The 19,579-nt window shown below is 64.8% G+C and carries 18 protein-coding genes; 17 read left to right on the top strand and 1 reads right to left on the bottom strand.

Annotated elements, in window-relative coordinates; translation table 11 throughout:
- Positions 1-2 precede the first annotated feature (2 nt).
- The 6 genes from GVL12_RS01285 (at position 3) to GVL12_RS01260 (ending at position 10,367) form a co-directional block, all read left to right on the top strand.
- The gene (locus GVL12_RS01285) at positions 3-1,199 is read left to right on the top strand and encodes a deoxyguanosinetriphosphate triphosphohydrolase (RefSeq protein ID WP_159910823.1); all 1,197 of its coding nucleotides are present in this window, start codon (positions 3-5) and stop codon (positions 1,197-1,199) included.
- 144 nt (positions 1,200-1,343) lie between these two features.
- A complete protein-coding gene (locus GVL12_RS01280) occupies positions 1,344-1,967 on the top strand; it encodes a DUF1415 domain-containing protein (RefSeq protein WP_159910822.1) in 624 nt (207 codons plus the stop codon).
- Positions 1,968-2,852 (top strand): SAM-dependent methyltransferase, encoded by an 885-nt coding sequence (locus tag GVL12_RS01275; RefSeq protein ID WP_159910821.1) that lies wholly within the window; start codon positions 1,968-1,970, stop codon positions 2,850-2,852. It begins immediately after the preceding gene.
- A 367-nt stretch (positions 2,853-3,219) separates the two neighbouring features.
- Positions 3,220-3,924 (top strand): transposase, encoded by a 705-nt coding sequence (locus GVL12_RS01270; RefSeq protein ID WP_159910820.1) that lies wholly within the window; start codon positions 3,220-3,222, stop codon positions 3,922-3,924.
- A 188-nt stretch (positions 3,925-4,112) separates the two neighbouring features.
- Complete coding sequence (locus GVL12_RS01265) at positions 4,113-8,843, top strand: glutamate synthase-related protein (protein WP_159910819.1); 4,731 nt, start codon at positions 4,113-4,115, stop codon at positions 8,841-8,843.
- A 48-nt stretch (positions 8,844-8,891) separates the two neighbouring features.
- Complete coding sequence (locus GVL12_RS01260) at positions 8,892-10,367, top strand: glutamate synthase subunit beta (RefSeq protein ID WP_159910818.1); 1,476 nt, start codon at positions 8,892-8,894, stop codon at positions 10,365-10,367.
- 399 nt (positions 10,368-10,766) lie between these two features.
- Here GVL12_RS01260 and GVL12_RS01255 read toward each other — a convergent pair whose 3' ends face one another.
- Positions 10,767-11,201 (bottom strand): DUF3293 domain-containing protein, encoded by a 435-nt coding sequence (locus tag GVL12_RS01255; RefSeq protein ID WP_159910817.1) that lies wholly within the window; start codon positions 11,199-11,201, stop codon positions 10,767-10,769.
- Positions 11,202-11,358: 157 nt separating this feature from the next.
- Here GVL12_RS01255 and GVL12_RS01250 point away from each other — a divergent pair, with 157 nt between their 5' ends.
- The 11 genes from GVL12_RS01250 to GVL12_RS01200 all read left to right on the top strand — a co-directional run bounded on the left by GVL12_RS01250 (position 11,359) and on the right by GVL12_RS01200 (position 19,557).
- On the top strand, positions 11,359-12,159 hold the full coding sequence (locus tag GVL12_RS01250) for an amino acid ABC transporter substrate-binding protein (protein WP_159910816.1): 801 nt from the start codon (positions 11,359-11,361) through the stop codon (positions 12,157-12,159).
- Between the two features lie 81 nt (positions 12,160-12,240).
- Entirely contained in the window at positions 12,241-12,894 is a 654-nt protein-coding gene (locus tag GVL12_RS01245; RefSeq protein ID WP_159910815.1) for an amino acid ABC transporter permease, read from the top strand.
- 52 nt (positions 12,895-12,946) lie between these two features.
- Positions 12,947-13,699, top strand: a complete 753-nt coding sequence (locus tag GVL12_RS01240; protein WP_159910989.1) for an amino acid ABC transporter ATP-binding protein — start codon at positions 12,947-12,949, stop codon at positions 13,697-13,699.
- Positions 13,700-13,836: 137 nt separating this feature from the next.
- Positions 13,837-14,649 (top strand): ABC transporter ATP-binding protein, encoded by an 813-nt coding sequence (locus GVL12_RS01235; RefSeq protein ID WP_159910814.1) that lies wholly within the window; start codon positions 13,837-13,839, stop codon positions 14,647-14,649.
- Complete coding sequence (mlaE, locus tag GVL12_RS01230; protein WP_159910813.1) at positions 14,646-15,428, top strand: lipid asymmetry maintenance ABC transporter permease subunit MlaE; 783 nt, start codon at positions 14,646-14,648, stop codon at positions 15,426-15,428. Before GVL12_RS01235 ends, mlaE begins: the two co-directional genes overlap by 4 nt.
- 31 nt (positions 15,429-15,459) lie before the next feature.
- Positions 15,460-15,948, top strand: coding sequence for an outer membrane lipid asymmetry maintenance protein MlaD (gene mlaD, locus GVL12_RS01225; RefSeq protein WP_159910812.1), 489 nt, complete (start codon positions 15,460-15,462; stop codon positions 15,946-15,948).
- Entirely contained in the window at positions 15,945-16,751 is an 807-nt protein-coding gene (locus GVL12_RS01220) for a VacJ family lipoprotein (RefSeq protein WP_159910811.1), read from the top strand. Before mlaD ends, GVL12_RS01220 begins: the two co-directional genes overlap by 4 nt.
- A 117-nt stretch (positions 16,752-16,868) precedes the next feature.
- The gene (locus GVL12_RS01215; protein ID WP_159910810.1) at positions 16,869-17,483 is read left to right on the top strand and encodes a phospholipid-binding protein MlaC; all 615 of its coding nucleotides are present in this window, start codon (positions 16,869-16,871) and stop codon (positions 17,481-17,483) included.
- An 11-nt stretch (positions 17,484-17,494) separates the two neighbouring features.
- Complete coding sequence (locus GVL12_RS01210) at positions 17,495-17,794, top strand: STAS domain-containing protein (protein ID WP_159910809.1); 300 nt, start codon at positions 17,495-17,497, stop codon at positions 17,792-17,794.
- Positions 17,795-17,878: 84 nt separating this feature from the next.
- Positions 17,879-18,805, top strand: coding sequence for an ABC transporter ATP-binding protein (locus tag GVL12_RS01205; protein ID WP_159910808.1), 927 nt, complete (start codon positions 17,879-17,881; stop codon positions 18,803-18,805).
- Positions 18,802-19,557, top strand: coding sequence for an ABC transporter permease (locus tag GVL12_RS01200; protein ID WP_159910807.1), 756 nt, complete (start codon positions 18,802-18,804; stop codon positions 19,555-19,557). Before GVL12_RS01205 ends, GVL12_RS01200 begins: the two co-directional genes overlap by 4 nt.
- Positions 19,558-19,579 lie beyond the last annotated feature (22 nt).

Below are 19,579 nucleotides of genomic sequence, written 5' to 3'. Positions count from 1 at the left end.
CCATGGAGACGTATCCAGCAGGGCAGGGCGCGGCGGGCCTGGCCCGTTGGGCGTGCCAGCCCGGGCAGACACGAGGGCGGCTGCATGCCGAGGCCCCCGCACCCACGCGCTCCGACCACCAGCGCGACCGCGACCGCATCGTGCACTCGTCGGCGTTTCGCCGGCTGGTCTACAAGACCCAGGTGTTTCTGAACCACGAAGGCGACCTGTTTCGCACGCGGCTCACGCATTCGCTGGAAGTGGCGCAGCTGGGCCGCTCCATCGCGCGCTCGCTGCGCCTGAACGAAGACCTGGTCGAGGCCATCTGCCTGGCGCACGACCTGGGCCATACGCCGTTCGGCCATGCGGGCCAGGATGCGCTCAATGAATGCATGCGCGAGTGGGGCGGTTTCGAGCACAACCTGCAAAGCCTGCGCGTGGTCGACCGGCTCGAAGAGCGTTACCCCGGATTCGACGGGCTGAACCTGACGTTCGAAACCCGCGAAGGCATCCTCAAGCATTGCTCGCGCACCAATGCCCAGCACATCGAGCAGCGCGAGCCCGGGGGCATCGCCCAGCGCTTTCTGCGCGGCGAGCAGCCTTCGCTCGAAGCCCAGCTGTGCAACCTCGCCGATGAAATCGCCTACAACGCCCATGATGTCGACGACGGCGTGCGCTCGGGCCTGATCGGCATGGAGCAGCTGCTGGCCTTGCCGCTGTTCGCGCGCTACCACGCGCTGACGCTGGCGCAGTACCCGGCGATAGAGGCGCAGCCCCATGGCCGGCGCCGGCTGCTCTACGAAACCATACGCCGCATGCTCAGCGACCAGGTCTACGATGTGGTTGCCGAGACCGAAGCGCGGCTGGCGCAAGCCGACCACGCAGATGCGAATGCGGTGCGCCTGGCGCCGCCGCTCGTGGCGTTCAGCGCCGCCATGCGCGCGGAATCGACGCAGCTCAAGCGCTTCCTGTTCCAGAACCTCTACCGCCACCCGCAGGTGCTGCAGATGACCGAGCTGGCCCAGACCGTGGTGCGCGAGCTGTTCGCCATCTACCTCGTGCGCCCGCAGGAGATGAAGCCGCGTTTCGCCGAGCGCGCGCAGACGGCGGCCGATGCCGTGGCGCTGGCGCGCGTGGTCTGCGACTTCATTGCCGGCATGACCGACCGCTACGCGGCGCGCGAGCATGCCAGGCTCACCGGCCGGCAACTGCTGGCCTGAAGCCGGGCGCGGAGCGATTGCCCGTTGCCCAGCGCCGGCGGGCCGGTATCGCTACAATTTCGCACCCCCACCAACGCTTGCGCATGGCCGCGCTGCCCACAATGCGTGCAGCCCAGGCGCACGCGTGCACGACAAGGCTTTCCCATGACCGAATTTTCCTCTGCGCCCGATCTGCAGGCCTATCCCGCTGACCTGGTCATCGAAGACACCCGGCGCTGGCTTGAAAAGGCGGTCATAGGACTGAACCTGTGCCCGTTCGCCAAGGCCGTGCATGTGAAGAACCAGGTGCATTACGTGGTCAGCGAAGCCACGGATGCGCGCGGCGTGGCCGAGCAACTGCAGCTCGAGCTCGAGGCGCTGGCCGAGATCTCGCCCGAAAAACGCGACACCACCTTGCTGATCGTGCCGCATGCGCTGCAGGATTTCCTCGATTTCAATGACTTCCTCGAACTGGCCGACGAGCTGGTCGAGGCCATGGACCTGGGCGGCATCCTGCAGGTCGCGTCGTTCCACCCGCAGTTCCAGTTCGAAGGCACGGAAGTCGACGACGTGACCAACTGCACCAACCGCGCGCCCTACGCCATCTTGCACCTGCTGCGCGAAGACAGCATAGACAAGGCCGTGGAAGCGTTTCCCGAAGCCGAAGCGATCTACGAGAACAACATGCAGACGCTGGAGAAGCTGGGCATCGAAGGCTGGCTGGACCTGGGCGTGGGCGCGACCTGCCCCGTGACCGGCCAGGCCGCAGCGGTCAAGGACGCCGTTTAAATGGCACGACCCGACAAACAGAACGCGAAGAAGCCGCCGCAGGACCCGGCCCAGCAGCTGGAGCTGCGCCCGGGCCAGTCGATAGCGCTGCTCAAGGCGCTGCACATCCTCACGCGCGAGGGCAAGATCAACCAGGACTCGCGCCGCAAGCTCAAGCAGGTCTATCACCTCTATCAGTTCATCGAGCCGCTGCTCAAGGAGCTATCGGCCGATGGCCATGCGGTGACGCTGGCCGACCACGGTGCGGGCAAGTCCTACCTGGGCTTCATCCTGTACGACCTGTTCTTCAAGGCCCTGGGCCGCGGGCAGATCTACGGCATCGAAACCCGCGCGCCGCTGGTCGAGGCCTCGCAGGCGCTGGCCGCGCAACTGGCTTTCGACCGCATGGTGTTTCTCAACATGTCGGTGGCCGAATCGACGCGCGTCGAATCCATGCCCGAGCGCTTCGACGTCGTCACCGCGCTGCATGCCTGCGACACCGCGACCGACGATGCCATTGCGTTCGGCCTCGAGAAGAAGGCGCGCGCGATGGTGATCGTGCCCTGCTGCCAGGCCGAAGTCGCGGCCTGCCTGCGCGAGACCAAGGCGCTGAGCCTCACGCGCACGCCGCTGGCCGAACTCTGGCGCCATCCCATCCATACGCGCGAGATGGGCAGCCAGATCACCAATGTGCTGCGCTGCCTGTTCCTCGAAGCCTCGGGCTACCAGGTCACGGTGACCGAGCTCGTGGGCTGGGAGCACAGCATGAAGAATGAGCTGATCGTCGCGCGCTTCACGGGCAACCGCAAGCGCAGCGCGGCCGAGCGGCTGCAGCAGCTGCTCAAGGAATTCGGACTCGACAGTCTGGGCGAGACGCGGTTTCGGTTGCCGGCCTTGCCGGGATAATGGTTGCCGGCCCTTCGACAAGCTCTCAAGAAACAGCTTTTTTCGTCAACTAAATCAATGACTTAGAAAGTCTCCAATTTGGGCAAACAGCGGCGATGAGTGGCTTACGCTCAAAAGACCGACCCTTCGACAAGCTCAGGGCGAACGGGGAAAACCCGTTCGTGGTGAGCCTGTCGAACCATGAACGGCCTGTCCTCATGCCACGCTGTTTCTTGATAACGCCTGGCGAGACTCGTCTCGCTTACCTCGCTCAGGGCGAACGGGAACAACCGTTCGTCCTGAGCCTGCCTAGCCGGCCGCGTCGAAGGATGAACGGCCCGGCCTCCAGGCCAGCGCATGTGTTTCCTTCCGCCAGAGAGTTCTAGCCATGGCCCGTCTCCCCCGCCTGACCCTCGCATCATTACCGCACCACATCATCCAGCGTGGCAACAACGGCGCGGAGATCTTTGTCGACGCCGCCGACTGCAACCAGATGCTGGACCTGCTGCGCGAGATGGCCAGGCGTTTCGCGGTCGACATCCATGCCTATGTGCTGCTGCCCGACCAGTTCCAGCTGCTGGTGACGCCCGAGACCGACACCGGTCTGCCGCAGTTCATGCAATCGGTGGGGCGCAGCTATGTGCGCTACTTCAACAACCGCCATGGCCGCAGCGGCACGCTGTGGAACGGGCGCTACCGCGCCAATGTGGTCGATCCGGCCCAGTACCTGCTTGCCAGCATGGTCGCGCTCGACTGGAGCCCGGTGCGCGCCGGGCTGGCGCGCGAGCCCGCCGACTACGTCTGGTCGAGCTATGCCCACAACGCCGGCCTGCGCTACACCACGCTGGTTCACCCGCATCCCTCGTTCTGGGCGCTGGGCAATACGCCGTTTGCGCGCGAAGCCGGTTACCAGGCCGCGGTCAAGGAAGGGATTTCGGCCGAGCAGCTCGAAACCATAGAGCAGGCCGCGCTGCGCGGCTGGGCCCTGGGTTCGCCGCAGTTCGTCGCCGATTTGCAGAACCGCACCCAGCGCCGCGTGGTGCGCCAGCGCGCGGGCCGTCCGCCGAAAAACCCTTCCGAATCGTCGACCTGAGGCTGCTGAGGGCGTTTCAGCTGCAACAGGTAATGGTTTGTTGCTCCTGAATTTGATATGTCCCTAATTTATTATCCGAACAAAATCATCGGGTAATAATTGAATCTGACCCTAATTATATTTTCTTGCATAGGTTGATGCCTTGTCGTAATCTCTGGCTCCCTGCGAAAATAACTGAGGATTCCGCCATGACTACGGCTGCCGAGATCACCCATCTCCAAGAACACGGTCTGTATTCCAAGAGCAATGAGCACGACGCGTGCGGCTTGGGATTTGTCGCCCACATCAAAGGTGAGAAGCGCCACGACATCGTGACGGGTGCGCTCAAGATCCTCGAGAACATCGACCACCGTGGCGCGGTCGGTGCCGACAAGCTCATGGGCGACGGCGCGGGCATCCTGATCCAGCTGCCCGACCAGCTGTACCGCGAAGAAATGGCGCTGCAGGGCGTGGTGCTGCCGCCCGCGGGTGAGTACGGCGTGGGCATGATCTTCCTGCCCAAGGAACACGCTTCGCGCCTGGCCTGCGAGCAGGAGATGGAGCGCGCGATCAAGGCCGAAGGCCAGGTGCTGCTCGGCTGGCGCGATGTGCCCGTGAACCTCGACATGCCCATGTCGCCCACGGTGCGCGCCAAGGAGCCCGTGCTGCGCCAGGTGTTCATCGGTCGCGGCAACGACGTGATCGTGCAGGACGCGCTCGAGCGCAAGCTGTACGTGATCCGCAAGACCGCCAGCGCCGCCATCCAGGGCCTCAAGCTCAAGCACAGCAAGGAATACTACGTTCCCAGCATGAGCAGCCGCACCGTGGTCTACAAGGGCCTGCTGCTGGCCGACCAGGTGGGCGTGTACTTCAAGGACCTCGAAGACGAGCGCTGCGTCTCGGCCATCGGCCTGGTGCACCAGCGCTTCTCGACCAACACCTTCCCCGAATGGCCGCTGGCCCACCCCTACCGCTATGTTGCGCACAACGGTGAAATCAACACCGTCAAGGGCAACTACAACTGGATGCGCGCGCGCGAAGGCGTGATGGCTTCGCCCGTGCTGGCCGAAGACCTCAAGAAGCTCTACCCCATCAGCTTTGCCGACCAGTCCGATACCGCGACGTTCGACAACTGCCTCGAGCTGCTGACCATGGCCGGCTACCCCATCAGCCAGGCCGTGATGATGATGATTCCCGAGCCCTGGGAACAGCACGAGTCCATGGATGAGCGCCGCCGCGCGTTCTATGAATACCACGCGGCGATGATGGAACCCTGGGACGGCCCGGCATCCATCGTCTTCACCGACGGCCGCCAGATCGGTGCCACGCTGGACCGCAACGGCCTGCGTCCCTCGCGCTACGTGATCACCGATGACGACCTCGTCATCCTGGGCTCGGAAGTGGGCGTGCTGCCCGTGCCCGACAGCAAGATCATCCGCAAGTGGCGTCTGCAGCCCGGCAAGATGCTGCTGATCGACCTGGAGCAAGGCCGTCTGATCGAGGACGAAGAGCTCAAGGCCAACATCGTCAACACCAAGCCCTACAAGCAGTGGATCGAGAACCTGCGCATCAAGCTTGACGACGTCGGCAGCAAGGGCCCGGTCCAGCCGCCTGTCGCCACGCTGCCGCTGCTCGAGCGCCAGCAGGCCTTCGGCTTCACCCAGGAAGACATCAAGTTCCTGCTTGCGCCCATGGCCGCCAAGGGCGAGGAAGGCGTGGGCTCGATGGGCAACGACAGCCCGCTGGCCGTGCTGTCGGACCGCAACAAGCCGCTGTACAACTATTTCCGCCAGATGTTCGCCCAGGTGACGAACCCGCCCATCGACCCGATCCGCGAAGCGATCGTGATGTCGCTGGTGTCGTTCATCGGCCCCAAGCCGAATCTGCTGGACATCAACCAGGTCAACCCGCCGATGCGCCTCGAAGTGCACCAGCCGGTGCTGGACTTCGAAGCCATGGACAAGCTGCGCAACATCGCGCAGCACACCCAGGGCAAGTTCAAGAGCGAGACCATCGACATCACCTACCCGCTGTCGTGGGGCAAGCAGGGCGTCGAAGCCAAGCTCGCTTCGCTGTGCGCCCAGGCCGTCGACGCGATCCGTGGCGGCGCGAACATCCTGATCATCAGCGACCGTGCGCTGTCGGCGACCCAGGTCGCGATCCCTGCGCTGCTGGCGCTGTCGGCCATCCACCAGCACCTGGTGCGTGAAGGCCTGCGCACCACGGCCGGCCTCGTGGTCGAAACCGGCACGGCGCGTGAAATCCACCATTTCGCCGTGCTCGCGGGCTACGGCGCCGAAGCCGTCCATCCCTACCTGGCGATGGAAACCCTGCTGGAAATGGGCAAGGACCTGCCTGCCGACCTGTCGGGCGAGAAGGCCGTCTACAACTACGTCAAGGCGATCGGCAAGGGCCTGTCGAAGATCATGTCCAAGATGGGCGTGAGCACCTACATGAGCTACTGCGGCGCGCAGCTGTTCGAGGCCATAGGCCTGAGCACCGACACCGTTGACAAGTATTTCACCGGCACGGCCAGCCGCATCGAAGGCATAGGCGTTTTCGAGATCGCCGAGGAAACCATTCGCAACCACCTCGCGGCATTCAGCGACGACCCGGTGCTAGAGACCATGCTCGAAGCCGGCGGCGAGTACGCCTGGCGTGCGCGCGGTGAAGAGCACATGTGGACGCCCGACGTGATCGCCAAGCTGCAGCACGCCACGCGCTCCAACAACTTCAGCACCTTCAAGGAATACGCCCAACTGGTCAACGACCAGAGCCAGCGCCACATGACGCTGCGCGGCCTGTTCGAGTTCAAGGGTGATCCGGCCCAGGCGATCGCGCTCGACGAAGTCGAGTCGGCCGCTGAAATCGTCAAGCGTTTCGCGACCGGCGCAATGTCGCTGGGCTCGATCTCGACCGAAGCCCATGCCACGCTGGCCGTGGCCATGAACCGCATCGGCGGCAAGAGCAACACCGGCGAAGGCGGCGAGGATCCCAAGCGCTATCGCAACGAACTCAAGGGCATCCCGATCAAGCAGGGCGAGACCCTGGGCTCGGTGATCGGCGCCGACCAGGTCGAAGTCGACATTCCGCTGCGCGACGGCGATTCGCTGCGCTCCAGGATCAAGCAGGTCGCGTCGGGCCGCTTCGGTGTCACCGCCGAGTACCTGTCGTCGTCCGACCAGATCCAGATCAAGATGGCCCAGGGCGCCAAGCCCGGTGAAGGCGGCCAGCTGCCTGGCGGCAAGGTCACCGAATACATCGGCCGCATGCGCCACTCGGTGCCGGGCGTGGGCCTGATCTCGCCCCCACCGCACCACGACATCTATTCGATCGAGGATCTGGCACAGCTGATCCACGATCTGAAGAACGTCGCCCCGCATGCCGACATCTCGGTCAAGCTGGTGTCCGAAATCGGCGTCGGCACGATTGCCGCGGGCGTCACCAAGTGCAAGAGCGACCACATCGTGATCGCCGGCCATGACGGCGGCACCGGCGCTTCGCCGCTGTCGTCGATCAAGCACGCGGGCGGTCCCTGGGAAATCGGCCTGGCCGAAACCCAGCAGACCCTGGTGCTCAACCGCCTGCGCGGACGCGTGCGTGTCCAGGCCGACGGCCAGATGAAGACCGGCCGCGACGTGGTCATCGGTGCGCTGCTGGGCGCCGACGAGTTCGGCTTCGCCACCGCGCCGCTGGTGGTCGAAGGCTGCATCATGATGCGCAAGTGCCATCTGAACACCTGCCCCGTGGGCGTGGCCACGCAGGACCCGGTGCTGCGCAAGCAGTTCAGCGGCAAGCCCGAGCATGTCGTGAACTACTTCTTCTTCGTTGCCGAGGAAGTGCGCCAGATCATGGCCCAGCTGGGCATACGCAAGTTCAACGACCTGATCGGCCGCTCCGACCTGCTCGACACCCGCAAGGGCCTCGCGCACTGGAAGGCCCAGGGCCTGGACTTCAGTCGCCTGTTTGCCCAGCCCATCGTGCCCGCAGATGTGCCGCGCTTCCACGTCGACACCCAGGACCACCTGCTGGACAAGGCGCTGGACGTCAAGCTGATCGAGCGCTGCAAGCCGGCGATCGAAAACGGCGAGTCCGTGCGCATCATGGAAGTGGCGCGCAACGTGAACCGCTCGGTTGGCGCGATGCTGTCGGGCGCCGTGACCCGCGCGCATGCCGAAGGCCTGCCGGATGACACCATCCGCATCCACTTCGAAGGCACGGGCGGCCAGTCGTTCGGCGCATTCCTGTGCAAGGGCATCACGCTGAACGTCACCGGCGACGCCAACGACTACACCGGCAAGGGCCTGTCGGGCGGGCGCATCATCGTGCGCCCCAGCCATGCCTTCCGCGGCGCGTCGGTGTCCAACACCATCGTCGGCAACACCGTGATGTTCGGTGCGACCAGCGGCGAAGCCTTCTTCAGCGGCGTGGCCGGTGAACGTTTCGCGGTGCGCCTGTCGGGTGCGACGGCCGTCGTCGAAGGCACGGGAGATCACGGCTGCGAATACATGACCGGCGGCACCGTGGTGGTGCTGGGCAAGACCGGCCGCAACTTCGCGGCCGGCATGAGCGGCGGCGTGGCTTACGTCTATGACGAAGACGGCCTGTTCGCCAAGCGCTGCAACACGGCCTCGGTGACGCTGGAAAAAGTGCTGCCGCACAACGAGTTCGCGACCACGGTGAGCCCAGGCATCTGGCACCGCGGCGAGAGCGACGAACAGCAGCTGCGCGCGCTGGTCGAAGCCCACAGCCGCTGGACCGGCTCCAAGCGTGCGCGCGAGCTGCTCGACAACTGGGCCGCGGCCCGAGCCAAGTTCGTCAAGGTCTTCCCGTCGGAATACCAACGCGCCCTGTCTGAAATCCATGAACGAAAAGCGAAGGAAGCCATTGCTGCGAAAGCAGAACTAGCTACTGAAACCGAAGCAGTGCCGGCCAAGTAAGACCGCACTGACTCACGACTCGCTTATCAATTCAAGGACTGTTTCATCATGGGAAAAAGCACAGGATTTCTGGAATACGACCGCATCGAAGAGGGCTACAAGCCCGTCGCCGAGCGCCTCAAGAACTACAAGGAGTTCGTCATCGCGCTCACGCCCGAGCAGGCGAAAGTGCAGGGCGCGCGCTGCATGGACTGCGGCACGCCGTTCTGCAACAACGGCTGCCCGGTCAACAACATCATTCCGGACTTCAACGATCTGGTCTACCGCGGCGACTGGGAGAACGCGATCAAGGTGCTGCACAGCACCAACAACTTCCCCGAGTTCACCGGCCGCATCTGCCCCGCGCCCTGCGAAGCCGCCTGCGTGGTGAACATCAATGCCGCGCCCATCGGCATCAAGAGCATCGAGCACGCGATCATCGACCGTGCCTGGGCCGAAGGCTGGGTCAAGCCCATGCCCGCGGCCGTCAAGACCGGCAAGACGGTGGCCATCATCGGCGCGGGCCCGGCCGGCATGGCCGCGGCCCAGCAGCTCGCGCGTGCCGGCCACGCCGTGACGCTGTTCGAGAAGAACGACCGCATCGGCGGCCTGCTGCGCTACGGCATTCCTGACTTCAAGATGGAAAAGTCGCACATCGACCTGCGCGCCAAGCAGCTCGAAGCCGAAGGCGTGGTCATCCGCACTGGCGTGCTGGTCGCGGGCGCCGAAGGTCTGGGCAAGGATTCCAAGGTCACCAACTGGGCCAAGGAAACCGTCTCCCCCGAGCAGCTGATGGCCGAATTCGACGCCGTGCTGCTGTCGGGCGGTGCCGAGCAGTCGCGTGACCTGCCCGTGCCCGGCCGTGAACTCAATGGCGTGCATTTCGCGATGGAGTTCCTGCCCCAGCAGAACAAGGTCAACGCCGGCGACAAGCTCAAGGGCCAGATCCGTGCCGATGGCAAGACCGTGATTGTCATCGGTGGTGGCGATACCGGCAGCGACTGCGTGGGCACCTCGAACCGTCATGGCGCCGTGAGCGTCACCCAGTTCGAGCTGATGCCCATGCCGCCCGAGCAGGAAAACAAGCCGCTGGTCTGGCCTTACTGGCCCTACAAGCTGCGTACCTCGTCCAGCCATGACGAAGGCTGCGAGCGCGAGTTCGCGATAGCCACCAAGGAGTTCATCGGCGAGAAGGGCCAGCTCACAGGCGTCAAGACCGTGCGCCTGGAATGGAAGGACGGCAAGATGGCCGAAGTGCCGGGCTCCGAACAGGTGCTCAAGGCCGACCTGGTGTTCCTGGCCATGGGCTTCGTGAGCCCGGTGGCCTCGATCCTCGAGTCGTTTGGTGTCGAGAAGGACCAGCGCGGCAACGCCAAGGCCACGACCGATGCCGCCGTAGGCTACGCGACCAGCGTTCCCAAGCTGTTCGCCGCCGGCGACATGCGCCGCGGCCAGTCGCTGGTGGTCTGGGCCATCCGCGAAGGGCGCCAGGCCGCGCGCGCTGTGGATGCCTTCCTTATGGGCAAGAGCACGCTGCCGCGTTGAGCGTTCTCTGGTTCGGGAGAAAGGCGTTTTTGTCGGGGCGCCTTTTTCGTTTTCACAGCATGCCTTTTCTGCGGGCAGGAGCCGGGTCTCGGCCCGGCAGCCGAGGTACTTTTCTTTGCTTCGCCAAAGAAAAGTACCCAAAAGAAAGGCGAGCCCTGCTGTCTGCGACCCTGCGCGCAGCGTAGGGCAACCTGCCGTGCTCGGTCCCGGGCTGCGTCGCAGAACTCGCTGCGCGGCTTCGCCGCTACGCTCGAACAACTGCGGCGCGTCAGTTTACGAAGCAGGTGTGTCCTTCGGCACACCTGCCAGCCCGGGCCCTGCGCGCGCCAGGCGCAGCCAGAAGGGCGAGGAGCGGGGCCAGGATAGCTTCTTTGGAGCGTTAGCTCCCAGGGCCATTTCCTAGCGTATGAGTCGCAGGCGGGGAATTGCATCTGCGCCGCACCAGACCACCGCATTCTGCCCATGCCTGCGCCCCCATTCAATCGCGGCCTCGGTTCCCATGTCTTCGACAAAGCAGCCCGCTTCAGGCGGCCAGCCGTTGCGCGGGTGCGCGCCCACGGCACGTATCCAATGCCAGCCGGCCTGCTGCAGTTCCTGCTCCAGCCTGGCTTGGCGCGTCTGGTTCTCGGCATGGGACAAAGGCTGGCTGTGCGGATTCCAGGCCGTGATCACGCAGCCCGCGGCAATGCGCCGGCGCGCATAGTACGCGGCGAGCGCGGGGCAGGGTTGGTCGATGTGCAGCACGAAGTCCGGCGCGGCGTGAACGATGTAGTCGGTCTCGCGATAGGCCTGGATCAATGCGGGATCGGTGAAGAAGCGGTCAGATGGTGCCATGGCGGTTGAAAAGACAAGGTAAACCAGGGGCGGTTTGACCCGCCTTTATGCGTTTTGAGCGGGTCTGGGCGACAATAGCCGCCTCACTTGCGGGTCGGCAGGCGCATTGCGCGTCTTTCGCCCGATGCTTTTGCCGTGCTTCCTCCTTTTTACCGCCATGAAAAAACGTAATCTCGTCGCGATGCTGGCCCTGAGCGCCATTTTGGCTGCCTGTGGCAAGAATGAGCCCCAGCCCGCCACCGATGCGGCGCCTGCCGCGGCTCCTGCCGTGACCCAAGTGGTGGTCGGCCTGGACGACAACTTCCCGCCCATGGGTTTCCGTGACGAGAAGAACGAACTGGTCGGTTTCGACATCGACCTGGCGCGCGAAGCCGGCAAGCGCATGGGCCTGGACATGCAGTTCAAGCCCATCGACTGGAGCGCCAAGGAAGCCGAGCTTGCGGGCAAGCGCGTGGACATGCTGTGGAACGGCCTGACCATCACCGAGCAGCGCAAGGAAAAGATCGCGTTCTCCGCGCCCTACATGGAAAATCACCAGATCATCGTGGTGCTGGCCAACGGCGGCATCAAGACCAAGGCCGACCTGTCGGGCAAGGTCGTGGGCGCGCAGGACGGCAGTTCGGCCGTGGACGCGATCAAGAAGGAAGAAGCCGTGGCCGGCAGCTTCAAGCAATTGAAGACTTTCGGCGACAACATCACCGCGCTGATGGACCTGTCCGCCGGCCGTCTCGATGCCGTCGTGGTCGATGAGGTCGTGGGCCGCTTCCACGTCGCGAAGAAGGCCGAAGAGTACCGCGTGCTCGAGGAAAACTTCGGCGTCGAGGAATACGGCGTGGGCCTGCGCAAGGAAGACACGGAACTGCTGGCCCGGCTCGAAGCGTCCATGGCCGACATGAAGAAGGACGGCAAGGCCGCGGAAATTGCCACCAAGTGGTTTGGCAAGGACATCATCAAGTAAGCGGACTGTCCAGCCTCAGGCACCGGCTGCGCCCTCATAGGCCTGCCGGTGTTTTGCGTTTCTGGACCACAAGGCAATTGCATGGAATACGTTCTCTCCCTCCTGGGGCCCCTGTCCCAGGGGGCGCTGGTCACTCTGAAGCTGTTCGTGGTCACGCTGGTCCTGGCGGTGCCGCTGGGGCTGGCGCTGGCGCTGGTGCGGGTGTCGCGTTTTCGCTGGCTGGCCCGGCTGGTCAATGGCTATATCTGGCTGATGCGCGGCACGCCGCTGATGCTGCAGATGTTGTTCATCTACTTCGCGCTGCCGTTCGTGCCGGTGATCGGTGTTCGCTTTGACGACTTTCCCGCTGCCGTTGTCGCCTTCTCGCTCAACTACGCTGCCTACTTCGCCGAAATCTTCCGTGCGGGCATACAGTCGATAGACCGCGGCCAGTACGAAGGCGCGAAGGTGCTGGGCCTGAGCTATGGCCAGACCATGCGGCGCATCGTGCTGCCGCAGATCTGGCCGCGCATCCTGCCGCCGATGAGCAACGAGACCATCACGCTGGTCAAGGACACATCGCTGATCTACGTGCTCGCACTCAACGACCTGTTGCGCGCGGCGCGCGGCATCGTGCAGCGTGACTTCACCACCACGCCGTTCATCGTGGCGGCCTGCTTTTATCTTGTCATGACCCTGGTGCTGACCTGGGGCTTCCAGTACCTGGAGAAACGCTATGCCAAATACGACGCCTGAGACGACGGCTGCACGCGCAGCGCCGGCCCCGTCGGCGCCAGGCAGCGAGGTGATGATAGGCGCGCGCGATATCTGCAAGGGCTTCAACGGCCTGCCGGTGCTGCGCAATGTCTCGCTCGACCTGCTGCGCGGCGAAGTGGTCGCCGTGATCGGGCCTTCGGGCTCGGGCAAGAGCACGTTTTTGCGCTGCCTGAACCACCTCGAAACCATAGACAGCGGCCATATCCACATCGAAGGCGAGCTGCTGGCCGAGACCGACGCCGCAGGCGTGTGCAGCTATGTGCCCGACGCGCAGATCCGCCGCATCGGCCGCAAGATGGGCATGGTGTTCCAGTCGTTCAATCTGTTTCCCCACCTCACGGTGCTCGAGAACGTGATCGAGGCGCCAATGGTCGTCAAAGGCCTGGCGCGCGCGCAGATCGTGCCCCGGGCCGAAGCGCTGCTCAAGAAGGTCGGCCTGTTGGAAAAGCGCGACAGCTACCCGGCGCGCCTGTCGGGCGGGCAAAAGCAGCGCGTGGCGATCGCGCGCGCACTGGCCATGGAGCCGGACATCCTGCTGTTCGACGAACCCACATCGGCGCTCGACCCCGAACTCACGGGCGAGGTGCTGCGCACCATGCGCGAGCTTGCCCAGGAGAACATGACCATGCTCGTGGTCACCCATGAAATGGGCTTTGCGCGCGAAGTTGCACACCGTGTGGCCTTCATGGACCGTGGGGAGCTGATCGAGTCGGGCCCGGCGGCGGAATTTTTTGCACATCCCAAGCACGCACGCACAAAGGCATTTCTGCACAATATGCTGTGACCAGCGTCGCTGGCGCAGCGTCTGCGACGCGGGGTGTTTGCAGGGTTTGTGTGAAGCAAACATTCATGAATGTATGTAATCGTTTAACATCGCATCCATGACGTATTTTTGTTTTCTCCTGTAGGAGCCGTAGGTCCATGACAGCACCCGCGCCCCTGGTCGAGCTGCGCAACGTAACTTTTGGTTATGGCGAGCGGGTGATCCTGCGCGACCTCAGCTTGCAGATACCGCGCGGCAAGGTCACGGCGCTGATGGGAGCGTCGGGCGGCGGCAAGACCACAGTGCTGCGGCTGATCGGCGGACAGCAGCGCGCCCAGCAAGGGCAGGTGCTGTTCGACGGCCAGGACATTGGCCGCATGAACCCGGCGCAGCTGTATGCCGCGCGCCGGCGCATGGGCATGCTGTTCCAGTTCGGCGCGTTGTTCACCGACATGAGCGTGTTCGACAACGTGGCGTTCGCGCTGCGCGAGCACACCGATCTGCCCGAAGCGCTGGTGCGCGACATCGTGCTGATGAAGCTGCATGCCGTGGGCCTGCGCGGCGCGCGCGCGCTCATGCCCAGCGAGATTTCGGGCGGCATGGCGCGGCGCGTGGCGCTGGCGCGCGCGATCGCGCTCGACCCCGAGCTGATCATGTACGACGAACCGTTCGCCGGCCTGGACCCGATTGCGCTGGGCACGGCCGCCCACCTGATACGCGAACTCAATGACGCGATGGGCCTGACCACGGTGCTGGTGTCGCACGATATCGTCGAGACTTTCCAGGTCGCCGACCATGTGATCATTCTCGGCCCGGCCTGCGTCGCGGCCCAGGGCACGCCGGCCGAAGTCATGGCCAGCACCGACCCGCTGGTCGACCAGTTCGTGCATGCGCGCGCCACGGGGCCGGTGCCGTTCCACTATCCGGGGCCCGATGCGGCCCAGGACTTTGGCCCGGGAGGCCGCGCATGAACCGCCTTCACCCTGCGCGCATAGGCCGCGCCGCACGCGAACACTGCACTGCGATCGGCCAGGCCACGCGCCTGCTGCTGCGACTCGTGGGCCTGCTCGGCGCGACGCTGCGCCGCCCGCGCCTCATGGGCGACCAGATCCATTTTCTCGGCAACTATTCGCTGGCCATCATCGGCGTGTCGGGCCTGTTCGTCGGCTTCGTGCTCGGGCTGCAAGGCTATTACACGCTGCAGCGCTATGGTTCTGCCGAAGCGCTGGGCCTGCTGGTCGCGCTGTCGCTGGTGCGAGAGCTCGGGCCCGTGGTCACGGCGCTGCTGTTCGCCGGGCGCGCGGGCACGGCGCTGACGGCCGAAATCGGCCTGATGAAGGCCGGCGAGCAGCTCAGCGCGATGGAAATGATGGCCGTGGACCCGGTGCGCCGGATCCTCGCGCCGCGGTTCTGGGCCGGCGTGATCGTGCTGCCTTTGCTGGCCGCGGTGTTCAGCGCCGTCGGCGTGATCGGCGGCTGGATCGTCGGCGTGCTGATGATAGGCGTGGACGGCGGCGCTTTCTGGGGCCAGATGCAGCAGGGCGTCGACTGGTGGGCCGATCTGGGCAATGGTGTGATCAAGAGCCTGGTGTTCGGCGTGGCGGTGACCTTCGTGGCGCTGCTGCAGGGCTATCTGGCCAAGCCGACGCCCGAAGGCGTTTCCCGCGCGACAACGCGCACCGTGGTGATGGCCTCGCTGGCCATTTTGGGGCTGGACTTCCTGCTCACCGCCACGATGTTCAGTATTTGATGCTCCCACCAGGTGAGTGAGAGGAAGATTCATGCAGCAATCGAAAAGTGACATGTGGGTGGGCCTGTTTGTTCTGCTCGGCGCAGCGGCCCTGGTGTTTCTGGCCTTGCAGTCGGCCAATCTGCTGAGCCTGAGCTTTCAGCAGACCTATGCCGTGACCGCGCGTTTTGACAATATCGGCGGGCTCAAGCCCAAGGCCGCGGTGCGCAGCGCCGGCGTGGTCGTGGGGCGGGTGCAGTCGATCACGTTCGACGACCAGACGTTCCAGGCCAGCGTCAACCTCGCCCTGGAAAAGCAGTACCGCTTTCCCAAGGACAGCTCCCTCAAGATCCTGACCAGCGGGCTGCTGGGCGACCAATACATAGGCATCGAGGCCGGCGCGGAGGAAGCCGTGCTGGCTCCGGGCGACCGCATCATCGCCACCCAATCGGCCGTGGTGCTGGAAAACCTCATTGGACAGTTCCTTTACAACAGGGCGGAAGAGGGTGGCTCCAGTGCTCCTGCTCCGGAAAAACAATGACCACAACCAACCTGGCGGGCGCGCCCCGCAGACCACTTTTTGCCGCGCTGGTGCTGACGCTGGCGCTCGCCGGCTGTGCGACCACGGCGGATCCGCAGGCCGCGGGCGAAACCGCGACGCCCACCACGCCCAGGGCCGTCAACCCCGCCGACCCTTTCGAGTCGTACAACCGCAGCATGTACAGCTTCAACACCGCGCTCGACGACGCGGTGCTCAAGCCCGTGGCCACGCTGTACCGCGATGTCACGCCCCGACTGGCGCGTGACGGTGTCGGCAATTTCTTCTCTAACCTCGGCGACGCCTGGTCGTTCGTCAACAACCTGGCCCAGGCCAAGGGCGAAGGCGCCTACTACAGCATCGTGCGCTTCAGCGTCAACACGGTGTTCGGCATCGGCGGGCTGTTCGATGTGGCGAGTGAAATGGGACTGCAGCGCAGTCCCCAGGATTTCGGCCTGACGCTGGGACGCTGGGGCGTGCCCTCCGGCCCCTATCTGGTGCTGCCGCTGCTGGGGCCTTCGACCGTGCGCGATACCGCGGCGCTGCCGCTGGACATCAAGGGCAATCTGCTGGGTTACAGCCATGACGTCGGTGTGCGCAACAGCCTGGCGGTGCTGAACCTGGTCGACAGGCGCGCGCGCCTGCTGCAGGCGGGCGACATGCTCGATGCGGTGGCGCTCGACAAATACAGCCTGACGCGCGACGTCTTCCTGCAGCTGCGCAGCCAGCGCGCGCAGGGCGACGGCTTCGACGCCGATGATTTCGGCGACGATGACGACGCCGGCATGCTCCCCCCCGAAGAGTGAAGACTGCTTGCATCTGCTTGCAACACTTGACACACGCGTCATCCACCTCCTGACGCGCTCAAGCACAATCGAAAGCGAAGAGGTCTGCAAGGCCTTCGCTTCAAAAAGGAAAATACGATGATCAATCGACGTATCTGGGCCACTACCGCTGCCGCCTGGTTGGCTCTGTCGGCGCTGCCCATGGCGGCAATGGCCGCCGAAGAAACTCCCGATGCACTGGTCAAGCGCGTTTCTGCCGACGTGCTCGACACCATCCGCAACGACAAGTCGCTGAAGTCCGGCGACGTGGCGCGCATCGGCGCGCTGGTCGACAAGATGGTGATGCCGCATGTGAACTTCCAGCGCATGACGTCCGCGGCCGTCGGCCCCAAGTGGCGTGAAGCCACGCCCGAGCAAAAGCAGCTTCTGCAGGCCGAATTCAAGGCCTTGCTGATCCGCACCTATGCGGGCGCGCTGGCCCAGGTCAATGACCAGACCGTGGTCGTGAGGCCCATGCGTGCCGCTGCCGGCGACAAGGACGTTCTGGTGCGCACCGAAGTGCGCGGCAGGGGCGATCCCATCCAGCTCGACTACCGTCTGGAGCAGAACGCCGAAGGCGTGTGGCGGATCTACAACCTGAATGTGCTGGGCGTGTGGCTGGTCGAGACCTACCGCAGCCAGTTTGCCCAGGAAATCAATGCGCGCGGCATCGATGGCCTGATCCAGGCGCTGGCCTCGCGCAACAAGGTCTGAGGCGCAGCGCAATGGAGGCCGCAAGCCTGCAATTGCCCGCCGAGCTGACGCATGCGCAGGCGCGTGCCTGCGCGCAGGCGCTGTCGGCGCAGATAGCCGCCGCCACCCAGACCCGGGTGGACGTCGATGCCTCGGCGCTCGTGATATTTGATTCGTCGGCGCTGGCCGTGCTGCTGGACTGCCGGCGCGCGGCGCTGGCCGCCGGCAAGTCGCTCGCGGTCGCGGGCCTTCCCGCCGGGCTGCAGGCCATGGCCAGGCTCTACGGCGTGCAGGCGCTGCTGGCGCCCGAAAGCGCCGCACCGCCGAGCTGAGGCCGCAGCGGGCCGCCTGCGCGCGCGGCTTTCGGTGGACCGGCAGCGAACAATGCAGGGCCGGGCTTAAAATGCCAAGTTCCCATGCCCGCTGTTTCATTCCAATCCATCTCCAAGACCTACCGCACGCCCAAGGGCGTGTTCCGGGCCCTCAATGACGTCAGCCTGGACATCGAGGAGGGCGAGTTCTTCGGCCTGCTCGGGCCGAACGGGGCGGGCAAGACCACGATGATCAGCATCCTGGCCGGGCTCGCGCGTGCCGACAGCGGCCGCGTGCTGGTGCAGGGCAGCGATGTCCAGACCGATTACGCCCAGGCGCGGCGCAAGCTGGGCATCGTGCCCCAGGAACTGGTGTTCGACCCGTTCTTCAATGTGCGCGAGGCCTTGCGCTTCCAGTCGGGCTACTTCGGGGTGCGCGACAACGACGCCTGGATCGACGAGCTGCTGCACAGCCTGGGCCTGACCGACAAGGCCGACGCCAACATGCGCCAGCTCTCGGGCGGCATGAAGCGTCGCGTGCTGGTCGCGCAGGCGCTGGTGCACAAGCCGCCCATCATCGTGCTCGACGAGCCCACTGCCGGCGTGGATGTGGAGCTGCGCCAGACGCTGTGGCACTTCATCGCCAAGCTCAACAAGCAGGGCCATACCGTGCTGCTCACCACCCATTACCTCGAAGAGGCCGAAGCACTGTGCAGCCGCGTGGCCATGCTCAAGCAGGGCGAAGTCGTCAAGCTGTCGAGCATGTCCGACCTGCTCAAGTCGGCGTCGGCGAATGTGCTGCAGTTCAAGACCAACAGTCCCTTGCCCGAGCACCTGCGCACGGCGGCGCGTGTCACGGGGCGCATCGTGCAGATGCCCGCGCACGACGCGGGCGACATCGAGCGCTACCTGTCCGCGCTGCGTGAAGCCGGCGTGGTGATCGAGGACATGGAAATCCGCCGCGCCGATCTCGAGGATGTGTTCCTGAACGTCATGGGCGAAGCCCGTGCACAAGCCGGGAGCGTCGCATGAGAGGCTGGCAGACCCTGTTCTACAAGGAAGTGCTGCGCTTTTGGAAAGTCAGTTTCCAGACCGTGGCCGCGCCCGTGCTCACGGCCGTGCTGTACCTGCTGGTGTTCGGCCATGTGCTCGAAGGCCGGGTGCTGGTCTATGACCGCATCAGCTATACCGCCTTCCTGATCCCCGGCCTGGTGATGATGAGCGTGCTGCAGAACGCGTTCGCCAACAGCTCGTCGAGCATCGTGCAGAGCAAGATCATGGGCTCGATGGTGTTCATCCTGCTCACGCCGCTGTCGCACTGGGCCTGGTTCACGGCCTATGTGGGCTCGTCGGTGCTGCGCGGGCTGCTCGTGGGCCTGGGCGTGTTCGTCGTCACGCTGTTCTTTGCCGTGCCCGAGTTCGCCGCGCCGCTGTGGATCCTGGTGTTCATGGTGCTGGGCGCCGCGCTGCTGGGCACGCTGGGCGTGATCGCCGGGCTGTGGGCCGACAAGTTCGACCAGATGGCCGCGTTCCAGAATTTCCTGATCATGCCCATGACGTTCCTGTCGGGCGTGTTCTATTCGATACAGTCGCTGCCGCCGTTCTGGCAGACCGTGAGCCATCTGAACCCGTTCTTCTACATGATCGACGGCTTTCGCTACGGCTTCTTCGGCCAAAGCGATGTCTCGCCCTGGATCAGCCTGGCCATCGTCGGCGGCGCCTGGCTCGCGGTCAGCGCGCTGGCGGTGCACCTGCTGCGCACCGGCTACAAGATTCGCCATTGAGTCGCTTCGCGATGACTCTTTT

Source organism: Pantoea sp. 18069 (genome assembly GCF_902706035.1).
GTDB lineage: Bacteria > Pseudomonadota > Gammaproteobacteria > Burkholderiales > Burkholderiaceae_C > Comamonas.
Note: the sequence above shows the minus strand (reverse complement) of the source record. Positions and strands in the feature narration are given on the sequence as shown.

Coding starts and splice junctions, on each gene's coding strand:
- GVL12_RS01250 (WP_159910816.1), top strand. CDS start 11,359: ATGAAAAAACGTAATCTCGTCGCGATGCTGGCCCTGAGCGCCATTTTG.
- GVL12_RS01235 (WP_159910814.1), top strand. CDS start 13,837: ATGACAGCACCCGCGCCCCTGGTCGAGCTGCGCAACGTAACTTTTGGT.
- mlaD (WP_159910812.1), top strand. CDS start 15,460: ATGCAGCAATCGAAAAGTGACATGTGGGTGGGCCTGTTTGTTCTGCTC.
- GVL12_RS01285 (WP_159910823.1), top strand. CDS start 3: ATGGAGACGTATCCAGCAGGGCAGGGCGCGGCGGGCCTGGCCCGTTGG.
- GVL12_RS01275 (WP_159910821.1), top strand. CDS start 1,968: ATGGCACGACCCGACAAACAGAACGCGAAGAAGCCGCCGCAGGACCCG.
- GVL12_RS01245 (WP_159910815.1), top strand. CDS start 12,241: ATGGAATACGTTCTCTCCCTCCTGGGGCCCCTGTCCCAGGGGGCGCTG.
- GVL12_RS01205 (WP_159910808.1), top strand. CDS start 17,879: ATGCCCGCTGTTTCATTCCAATCCATCTCCAAGACCTACCGCACGCCC.
- GVL12_RS01240 (WP_159910989.1), top strand. CDS start 12,947: ATGATAGGCGCGCGCGATATCTGCAAGGGCTTCAACGGCCTGCCGGTG.
- GVL12_RS01200 (WP_159910807.1), top strand. CDS start 18,802: ATGAGAGGCTGGCAGACCCTGTTCTACAAGGAAGTGCTGCGCTTTTGG.
- GVL12_RS01255 (WP_159910817.1), bottom strand. CDS start 11,201: ATGGCACCATCTGACCGCTTCTTCACCGATCCCGCATTGATCCAGGCC.
- GVL12_RS01215 (WP_159910810.1), top strand. CDS start 16,869: ATGATCAATCGACGTATCTGGGCCACTACCGCTGCCGCCTGGTTGGCT.
- GVL12_RS01265 (WP_159910819.1), top strand. CDS start 4,113: ATGACTACGGCTGCCGAGATCACCCATCTCCAAGAACACGGTCTGTAT.
- GVL12_RS01210 (WP_159910809.1), top strand. CDS start 17,495: ATGGAGGCCGCAAGCCTGCAATTGCCCGCCGAGCTGACGCATGCGCAG.
- mlaE (WP_159910813.1), top strand. CDS start 14,646: ATGAACCGCCTTCACCCTGCGCGCATAGGCCGCGCCGCACGCGAACAC.
- GVL12_RS01220 (WP_159910811.1), top strand. CDS start 15,945: ATGACCACAACCAACCTGGCGGGCGCGCCCCGCAGACCACTTTTTGCC.
- GVL12_RS01270 (WP_159910820.1), top strand. CDS start 3,220: ATGGCCCGTCTCCCCCGCCTGACCCTCGCATCATTACCGCACCACATC.
- GVL12_RS01280 (WP_159910822.1), top strand. CDS start 1,344: ATGACCGAATTTTCCTCTGCGCCCGATCTGCAGGCCTATCCCGCTGAC.
- GVL12_RS01260 (WP_159910818.1), top strand. CDS start 8,892: ATGGGAAAAAGCACAGGATTTCTGGAATACGACCGCATCGAAGAGGGC.